Genomic DNA, 9,336 nt, shown 5'->3' with positions numbered 1-9,336 from the left:
GGGGAAGGATTCGAACCTTCGAAGTCGATGACGGCAGATTTACAGTCTGCTCCCTTTGGCCGCTCGGGAACCCCACCACTGGCCTATTTATTCTACAACATGACTTAACAACATTGTTCTACAACACAGTCTTGGTAAGCGGGGCGCATCATATCAAATGAAGCGCCCCTGTAAAGACTTGAAATGAAAAAAATAATTCGTTCGGTGTTTTTTTGTCCGTGGCGATGGTTATATCGACAAAAAATATCGATTTATTGCGTGCTTACAGAATAACTGTACGGTTACCGTAAACAAAAACGCGCTGTGCTAATACTCGATACAGCGCACGGCTCAGTACATTTTTTTCTACGTCTCGCCCGGCACGCATCATATCTTCGGCGGTATATGAATGATCAACATGAATGACATCCTGCATGATGATTGGGCCTTCATCCAGGCTGTCATTGACATAATGCGCAGTAGCGCCAATGATTTTCACCCCACGTTCATAAGCTTGGTGATATGGGCGCGCGCCGATAAATGCTGGTAAGAATGAGTGGTGGATATTAATAATCTGGTATGGGAAGCGTTGCACAAAGGCTGGCGTCAATACGCGCATATATTTTGCCAACACAACATAGTCTGGTTGGTATTGTTCAATTTGTTCAATCAGGCGCTGATCATGTTGGTCACGGGTCAAACCTTCATGACTAATAAGATGGAACGGTATATCAAAGCGCTCGACTAAATTTTGTAGTTCATTGTGGTTGCCGATGACGGCTGCGATTTCTACATCCAGACCGCCGTAGGCGCTTTTCATCAATAAGTCGCCAAGGCAATGCGCTTCTTTCGTTACCATAATAACAATGCGACGACGCCCGGCAGTATGCAATTCGCGGTTAGTCCCTTCAGGCAACGCATCATCCAGATCAGCCAATAGCGTGGTATCGTTAAAAATACCCTCAAGCTCTGTGCGCATGAAGAAACGGCCGGTCAGATGATCGACGAATTCATTATTTTGCACGATATTCAGTTGGTGCTTGTAGCAGATATTGGTAATTTTTGCGATTAAGCCTTTGGCGTCAGGGCAAATAGTGCGGAGCACTTTTTTTTGTATATTCTGGTGTGGCATAAGGTGGTAAATCCTGTCTTAGCATGACTTGATGTTATGTAAATGTTCGATGGTACGACCAGTAAAAGAACGATTTTACTGTTAGCGCCCGCAGCATTTCTTATATTTTTTTCCAGAACCACATGGGCAGGTATCATTTCTACCCACAGATGGTCGGATTCCGTCAATATAGTACCAGTGTTCTTTTATGCGAAGAAAGCGGGAACGTTCATGCATCGCACTAACCTGAGTACTATTGGCATCTTTAAAACGGGCAATGAATTCAACAAAAGCCTCATTATCTTGATCCCCAGCCATTTCAGCAATAACGGCTAACCCCTGCCATGTGGTATTGCTGAAACTTTGAATGATTCCATCGCGCCATTGTTCGGCATTGCAGTCGGGATGCCAGGTTGCAATGAGATAATCCACATTCTTTTTCACGTAGGCACTATAACGGGAACGCATCAATATAGACGGTTTAGCCGCAACTTCGGTACCCAGAATATAAGGTTCACAACACCTTTGATATTCAAGTGTACTGCCGCAAGGACACTGTTCTGACAAAATTTCTCCAAATAATCAATATGCAGTGATAGCCACTCGTTGCCCGTAAGCAGTAAATCAGAGTCGGGAAAATCGAACTGTTGTGAATATGAGGGCTATCTTACCTAATCATGTGTTGAGGTTCAAAGCGGATAGTCTCAGAAGAGAAGCGCGGTAGTTAAAAAGAATTGTGATGAGTGTCACAAAAATACTTGACCGGCGTTTCATTTTGGATTAACTTTGTAACTGTGATGTGTATCACATAAAAATAAAGATATTTACAGGAGCAACCCATGAAACTGATTAACAAAATTATCGCAATGTTCGAAAAAATGAGCGTCTCATTTGGTACTTTTAACGGTTAATTATTTCATCATTAATCCGTAAGTCTTCACAATATTCTGGATAGAATTCTGTTTGCGGATGATGGTTCTAAATTCATCAAAAGCAGAATGTAAAATAACAGCATAATATGTAATTATCTGTTTCCGACTTTTGCTATTATTAGACAATATCTCGTATTTTGATTTGTGTAATCTCGGATATTTATTCTAAATAGCTGCCATCAGGGCGGCTATTTTGCATTTCATCTATTTTAAAAATAGTGAAACTCAAATGAAATATTTCATGAATTAGACGCATGTATATTATGCATGTTACTCATGGTTTGCTCTGCGGCCAGAAGCTAGCGATTGCATCATATACACACTTAATGGGTCATATTCATAGCGGCCAAATTGAGATGTTAATTCAAAACCTAATCGTTGATATAATTTTATCGCTTCAGGTTGATAAACTCCCGTTTCAAGATGAATTTCCTTTGAAATTAACGCATTAGCTTGATGGAGCAACGCGGTTATTAACCGTTGAGCAACTCCCTGGCCTCGATAATCTGGGCTGACAAAAACACGCTTAATTTCAGAGTACGGTGTCTTGGGCCGTGCCAGAATAGCGCATCCAACTATACCTTCTTCATATTTAACAACATAAACGAATGTTTCTATCTGAGCCAAACTATCGAGAGATTCCACGTAATTGTTTTCGTAGGGGTATAATGCAGATTGGTACGCATCTAATTGATTCATTAATGTAAGAAGTCCAGGAATAAATAGGTCGGCTTGGCATATTTCAATATTCATAGTACCCCATTTGGGCCGAAGGCTATATCTTAGTCAGGAAATGTAAAGTATTTGTATCAAAATACCAGAAGGACAAATATTCACTATAGTTTCATCTGTAAGGCTGCAAAGTAAAAGAACAAACAGATGCTTTATTTCTCAGCCACAGCCAGATTGATGTGAGCTGTATTAACTATCAGTATGTGACGTTAGGTTTATTTGATTTGTGCAGATGAGAAACAGTGCCAAACCGGTTAGATAGGGATGAAATACAATGAGACAAAGTAAAATTGGACTGGCACTAGGAGCAGGCGCTGCAAAAGGATGGGCTCACATTGGTGTCATTAATGCGCTGAAAAAAATGGGTATCAAGATTGATGTTGTCGCCGGATGTTCAGTCGGCTCATTGGTCGGTGCCGCCTACGCGAGCGATCATCTGGATGCAATGGAGCGCTGGGTACGCTCATTTAAATACTGGGATGTTATCCGTTTGATGGATTTTTCGTGGCGACGCAGTGGGTTATTACGTGGAGAACGAGTTTTTAATGCTGTAAATGAAATAATCGAAGTACAGGACATTGCCGATTGCGTATTACCTTTCGGGTCTGTGGTGACAAATTTAACTACCGGGCGGGAGTTATGGCTTACTGAGGGCGATATTAAGCAAGCGATCAGGGCATCGTGCAGTATGCCGGGTTTATTCTCACCGGTATGGTTCGGGGGGTATTGGCTGGTTGATGGTGCAGTAGTTAATCCGGTTCCAATTTCTTTGGCCAGAGCCATGGGAGCAGATAGGGTTATTGCGGTTGATTTGCAGCATGATGCACATCTTATTCAGCAAGAGATCCTTTCCGCTCAAGTGCCTGTTGAGGACAAGTCTGCCGATATATCGGATAGTTGGCGCGGGCGTTTACGGGCACGAATAACGAACTTATCCTCTAACTCGACGAAGAATGCGCCCAGTGCCATGGAAATAATGTCGACATCGATTCAAGTATTAGAAAACCGATTGAAACGTAATCGCATGGCTGGCGATCCTCCTGATGTTCTCATTCAACCTTATTGCCCACAAATATCAATGCTGGATTTTCACCGCGCGGATGAAGCCATTGCTGCGGGGCAGTTAGCCGTGGAGAAGTGCGAGGAACAATTATATCACCTGATAAGGCACCGATAGCACAAGTTGATGTTTGTAACACCGCACATAACAATTTCTGACAAGCACAAACAATCATTTTGAGCCACTATTACCATTAAGGTTAGTAAGAGAAGCAGTGCATGGAAAAACCATTAGCAGGTAAAAATATTTTAGTCGTTGAGGATGAAACCGTTTTTCGCTCAGTTATTGCGGGATTCTTAAGCTCACTCGGCGCGACAATTCACCAAGCGGAAAATGGACTGGTGGCCCTGGAACAGCTAAAAATTCAGGTTCCTGACTTAATACTTTGCGATCTGGCAATGCCGGTGATGGGGGGGATTGAGTTTGTCGAGCGCTTACTGATTCAAGGGATGAAGGTTCCTATTTTAGTCATATCTGCCACCGATAAAATGACGGATATTGCTCAAGTCTTACGCTTGGGGGTAAAAGATGTTTTGCTGAAGCCGATTGTGGATTTAAATCGCTTACGTGAAGCAGTACTTGCTTGTCTTTACCCTGCATTGTTCACCTCACATGCCATTGAAGAAAATGAACTTATTCAAGATTGGGAGGCGCTGCGTAAGAATCCCTATGATGCCGCTCAGTTATTGAAACAGCTACAACCACCCGCTCAGCAGACTCTTGCGCGCTGCCGCATAAATTATCGTCAATTAACTATGGTTGAGAAACCAGGGCTGGTATTGGATATTGCCGCACTGTCAGATAAGGATTTAGCTTTTTATTGTCTGGATGTCACGCGGGCGGGAGATAACGGCATTTTGGCGGCCTTGCTGTTAAGAGTGCTATTCAACGGGATTCTTCAGGAGCATTTGGCGCATCAACAACATCGTTTGCCACAGATGTCATCTTTGCTCGAACAGTTGAACCAACTCTTAAGACGTACCCATTTGGATGGACAGTTTCCTTTGTTGGTGGGTTATTACCATGTGGAATATCAGAATCTGATACTAGTTTCTGCTGGTTTGCATGCCAATGTCAACGCGGGCAAAAATCAGATTCAACTCAGTAATGGTGTGCCTTTAGGTACTTTAAAAACAACTCATCTAAACCAAATTAGTCAGCGTTGTGATGCATGGCAGTGCCAGGTTTGGGGGGGAGGTAGTCGTTTACGTTTGATGCTTTCAACTGATGAATAGGCCTTACTGTGAGTTGATGGCAGAATAAGTATTTGCTTAACTAATCTATTGCCGCATTTGTTATTTGAAATATCCATCCTAATATAAATGGTTCTATAACGAATCTGTGAAATAAGCCTAATTTGTTTCAATCGATGTGTGCAGCCGAGATGTCCGAATTATCGGTTGATATACTTTCTTCCTTACTTTTCTTTGAAATTTTTCAACCTGCTTTATTGTTCGCAGGCAATAAGGTGTGTCGCCTCAGGCTAAATTAAGGTTAGTTCCTGATAATGGTCAGTTGTGCGCTCCTTATTGAATATAAACTCGAGGACAGATCGAATGAAAGTTACGGTTTTTGGCATTGGTTATGTAGGGTTAGTTCAGGCCGCGGTATTGGCTGAAGTTGGCCATGATGTCCTGTGCATAGATATTGATGAGAACAAAGTTGCTGACCTACAGAACGGCCGTATCGCTATTTTCGAACCTGGATTAGCTCCGTTGGTAAAAGAAAATTATGATGAGGGTAGACTTCGATTTTCTACAGATGCGGCAGCAGGCGTGGCACATGCGACTATTCAATTTATTGCCGTTGGCACTCCGCCCGATGAGGACGGTGCCGCAGATTTGCAATATGTTCTTGAGGTTGCCAGTACCATTGCTAAATATATGGATACCCCGAAAGTCATTATCGATAAATCAACCGTACCTGTAGGGACTGCGGAAAAAGTGCAACAAAGAGTACAAGCTCTTCTACAGCAACGTGGGAAGCAAATAACCTTCAATGTAGTTTCAAACCCAGAGTTTTTAAAAGAGGGCGCTGCTGTCGCGGACTGTAAACGGCCTGAACGTATTGTTATAGGTATTGATACTAATGATAACAGCGTTATCGATTTAATTAGTGAGCTATACGAGCCATTTAATCGAAATCATGACCGGTTGTTAATTATGGATATTCGTAGTGCTGAGCTGACTAAATATGCAGCAAATGGCATGTTGGCAACTAAAATCAGCTTTATGAATGAGATTGCTAATATCGCTGAAGGCGTTGGTGCGGATATCGAAAAAGTGCGGCAAGGCATTGGTTCTGATTCTCGCATTGGCTACCATTTTATTTATTCCGGTTGTGGTTATGGCGGTTCTTGTTTCCCCAAAGATATTCAGGCGTTAATTCGTACAGCTGAAGGTTGTGGCTATCAGCCTCAACTGTTGCAGGCTGTTGAGCAAATCAATCATCAGCAGAAGTTTAAGTTGGTCGAATTTATTCAGCAGCATTTTGACTCACAACTGGCTGGGAAAACATTGGCTCTTTGGGGATTAGCATTTAAACCCAACACGGATGATATGCGAGAGGCACCAAGCCGTATTTTAATGGAGGCGTTGTGGAAGGCAGGGGTAACTATTCAAGCTTATGATCCAGAGGCGATGGATGAAGCACAGCGAATTTATGGTGCCAGGGATGATTTAAGATTAATGGGTACAAAGGAGTCAGCATTACAAGGTGCTGATGCTTTAATTATTTGTACTGAATGGCAGAATTTTAGAGCACCTGATTTTGATATGATCAAGGCTCGCCTCAAGCAGCCGGTTATTTTTGATGGGCGTAATTTGTACGATCCCGAACGCTTAAATAGCCGAGGTTTTACTTATTACGGGATTGGTCGTGGTGCTTCGATTAAACGTGCGCATTAAGTGATAAAGATGGTTTTATGTGTTGGGTACAAAATTAAATTAGTTTTTGTTTTGTAGCCAACCTAATCCCCATAGGATTCAGGCACCGTGGTTTACCACTGAGTTTCTCTTATATCGCAAAACGATGGTGTCGATTTGGTTGTTATATCGATTATTGTATTGTTATAAATTAGCAGAGCATTCTTATCGACACTTTGTGATAGTGGTAACAGTGCGTTATTTATTGGAAATCATATGTTCAGATTGACTGTTGCTTATCAATTGGGAGGGGGAGGGTAATTCATTGGGATGCGTCGAAATTTAACTCTTAGGAAGAGAGCAAAAAAATACCCCCCATATAATAGGAGGGTATTTTTATCACAATAGCTAATTAACTATCACGATTACAGCAGGAAATCATCCAGTGATTTACCTTGCTCTTCAATGGCTTTCTTGATCACTGCTGGAGTACGGCCTTGGCCGGTCCAGGTTTTAGTTTCGCCATTCTCATCAATGTACTTATATTTAGCAGGGCGTGCAGCACGTTTTGATTTAGTAGCAGCGGCTTTAGTAACTGCCATAGCATTCAACAGTTCATTTGGATCAATACCATCTGCAATCAGCATTTCACGGTATTGCTGTAATTTACGTGTGCGTTCTTCAATTTCTGCTTGTGCCTGGGAATCTTCTTCGCGGCGCTCGTTAACGACCACTTCAAGTTTCTCGAGCATTTCTTCTAATGTTTCAAGAGTGCATTCACGCGCTTGTGCACGCAGAGTACGGATGTTGTTAAGAATCTTTAACGCTTCGCTCATTGTCCTGGTCTCAAATTATAATTGGTGGGGGGGCGTCTGGATAATAATAGAGTGCTATTTTAATTTCTGCAATAGCCAATTTGATTAGCATACTCGAATTTACGTATTTTATTAGCGAAAAGTTGCTGCTTCCTACTAATAAACGCACGCCTCTTGTTATTATCTGAGCTGTTTTTAACATCAATCTTCGTTTTACTCGCTAATGAGCCTACTCGTGAACATGATTCTCTCACTAAGTTATAAGTTTGCTTTATATCAATAAAGCAAAAATACGTTACTTCTCATGTTGGGATGCGCAATAACTGATCATACAAGCGCATCGCGATATTGATATAGCAGCAATGACATATTGCGTAAAAAAAAGAGGCTTTCCAGGCTTTGTCAGATTGGGCAATATTTGTTATCACTATTTTACGAATTAATGGTGAAAGCACATTACACATATCATTAATGAACCAATCGTGCGGCCTACATATCAAACACTATTGCTTTCATATCGCTCTTACCTGGTTAATGTTCAAGCAGTAATCTTTTTAGTGTATCAATATTGTGAAATGAGTCATGTAATGTGCCTAATAATAGAGAAGCATTTAACATGAACATTCTATCAGTATCATTAGCGATATCATGACTTAATATAGAAAACAGTAATATACGTGAAGTGGTATCCCCCGCGAAAACCGTGAATTTGTGATAAACTGCGCTCACATTGTCAATGTGACCATTTATTAGACTATTGGAGTTACGGGCCCATGGCTCAACTTTATTTTTATTATTCAGCAATGAATGCAGGCAAATCCACCGCACTATTGCAGTCTTCTTATAACTACCAAGAGCGTGGCATGCGCACGCTGGTTTTTACCGCGGAGATTGATAATCGCTTTGGGGTCGGAACGGTCAGTTCGCGTATTGGCCTGTCTTCACAAGCACTGCTTTACAATAGCGGCACATCATTATTATCTATTATCACCACAGAGCATCAGGAGAAACCAGTTCATTGTATTTTACTTGATGAGTGTCAGTTTCTGACCAAAGATCAGGTTCAGGAATTGTGCCAGGTAGTAGATGAATTGCATATCCCTGTGTTGTGTTACGGCCTGCGCACTGATTTCCTCGGTGAGTTATTCCCTGGGAGTAAATACTTGTTGTCATGGGCCGACAAATTAGTCGAATTAAAGACGATTTGTCATTGTGGGCGCAAAGCAAACATGGTGTTACGTTTGGATGCACAGGGGCGAGCAGTGCACGATGGTGAACAAGTCGTCATTGGTGGGAATGAAAGCTACGTTTCGGTTTGTCGCCGCCATTATAAAGAAGCTATTAAAGCGGCTTGTCTCCAGCAATATCCTTAAATACCCCCTAATTAGCAGCAAAACACCTCACTGGCTGTTTTATTCATACTGTGGGGTAGTTTTGTCTTTTGCGATATTAATGCCAAATAGAACCATACAGCCCCATTCGTAGCGCTTATCTATGTTGAAGAGATCTCCAAACGTTGTGTTTTTTGACTGAACACTTAAGTTAGGTGCCCGCTGCGGCGCGTTGTTCACCGCCCTTGTGCAGATGAGATTGTACTCATTCCTTATTAGCCCGTTATATCCCAATTTAAATCGCCATTGGCGGGGCAAAGCGAATTTATCTCATGAGAGGTATGGATTGGGTAAGGGTAGAGATAAATCGCAGCTATGGCACATTGAGAGGCCATGCATAAAGGTGAGTCGAGAAGGGGACATTTATTTGAGTGATAGCCATAAAGTGATAGCCATAAAAAGAAACCCCCAACGATTGTCGGGGGTTATATCTTTTGTTAATAACCTCATCC

General features: G+C 42.0%; 8 protein-coding genes. 4 read left to right on the top strand and 4 right to left on the bottom strand.

Annotated features, from left to right (window positions below):
• Window positions 1-262: 262 nt before the first annotated feature.
• From purU to QSV56_RS08535, 3 genes are all read right to left on the bottom strand, one after another.
• Window positions 263-1,111 (bottom strand): formyltetrahydrofolate deformylase, encoded by an 849-nt coding sequence (gene purU, locus QSV56_RS08545; RefSeq protein WP_005166151.1) that lies wholly within the window; start codon window positions 1,109-1,111, stop codon window positions 263-265.
• Window positions 1,112-1,192: 81 nt separating this feature from the next.
• Window positions 1,193-1,657 (bottom strand): YchJ family protein, encoded by a 465-nt coding sequence (locus QSV56_RS08540; RefSeq protein WP_019079523.1) that lies wholly within the window; start codon window positions 1,655-1,657, stop codon window positions 1,193-1,195.
• Between the two features lie 635 nt (window positions 1,658-2,292).
• Window positions 2,293-2,775, bottom strand: a complete 483-nt coding sequence (locus QSV56_RS08535) for a GNAT family N-acetyltransferase (RefSeq protein ID WP_227747446.1) — start codon at window positions 2,773-2,775, stop codon at window positions 2,293-2,295.
• Between the two features lie 253 nt (window positions 2,776-3,028).
• On the opposite strand from QSV56_RS08535, the gene rssA reads away from it, so the two are divergent.
• From rssA to QSV56_RS08520, 3 genes are all read left to right on the top strand, one after another.
• Window positions 3,029-3,931 (top strand): patatin-like phospholipase RssA, encoded by a 903-nt coding sequence (gene rssA / locus QSV56_RS08530; protein ID WP_050123112.1) that lies wholly within the window; start codon window positions 3,029-3,031, stop codon window positions 3,929-3,931.
• Window positions 3,932-4,032: 101 nt separating this feature from the next.
• Window positions 4,033-5,049: a two-component system response regulator RssB gene (rssB, locus tag QSV56_RS08525; RefSeq protein WP_046050874.1), complete on the top strand. Its 1,017-nt coding sequence runs from the start codon at window positions 4,033-4,035 to the stop codon at window positions 5,047-5,049.
• Between the two features lie 321 nt (window positions 5,050-5,370).
• Window positions 5,371-6,720 (top strand): UDP-glucose/GDP-mannose dehydrogenase family protein, encoded by a 1,350-nt coding sequence (locus tag QSV56_RS08520; RefSeq protein WP_019079519.1) that lies wholly within the window; start codon window positions 5,371-5,373, stop codon window positions 6,718-6,720.
• 383 nt (window positions 6,721-7,103) lie between these two features.
• Here the strand turns inward: QSV56_RS08520 and hns are convergent, their stop codons facing one another.
• Complete coding sequence (gene hns / locus QSV56_RS08515; protein ID WP_005169306.1) at window positions 7,104-7,514, bottom strand: histone-like nucleoid-structuring protein H-NS; 411 nt, start codon at window positions 7,512-7,514, stop codon at window positions 7,104-7,106.
• A 752-nt stretch (window positions 7,515-8,266) separates the two neighbouring features.
• On the opposite strand from hns, the gene QSV56_RS08510 reads away from it, so the two are divergent.
• The gene (locus QSV56_RS08510; protein ID WP_005169307.1) at window positions 8,267-8,866 is read left to right on the top strand and encodes a thymidine kinase; all 600 of its coding nucleotides are present in this window, start codon (window positions 8,267-8,269) and stop codon (window positions 8,864-8,866) included.
• Window positions 8,867-9,336 lie beyond the last annotated feature (470 nt).

This window comes from Yersinia sp. 22-579, from assembly GCF_030433455.1.
GTDB lineage: Bacteria > Pseudomonadota > Gammaproteobacteria > Enterobacterales > Enterobacteriaceae > Yersinia > Yersinia enterocolitica.
This window is presented reverse-complemented; position numbering and strand designations above follow the sequence as displayed.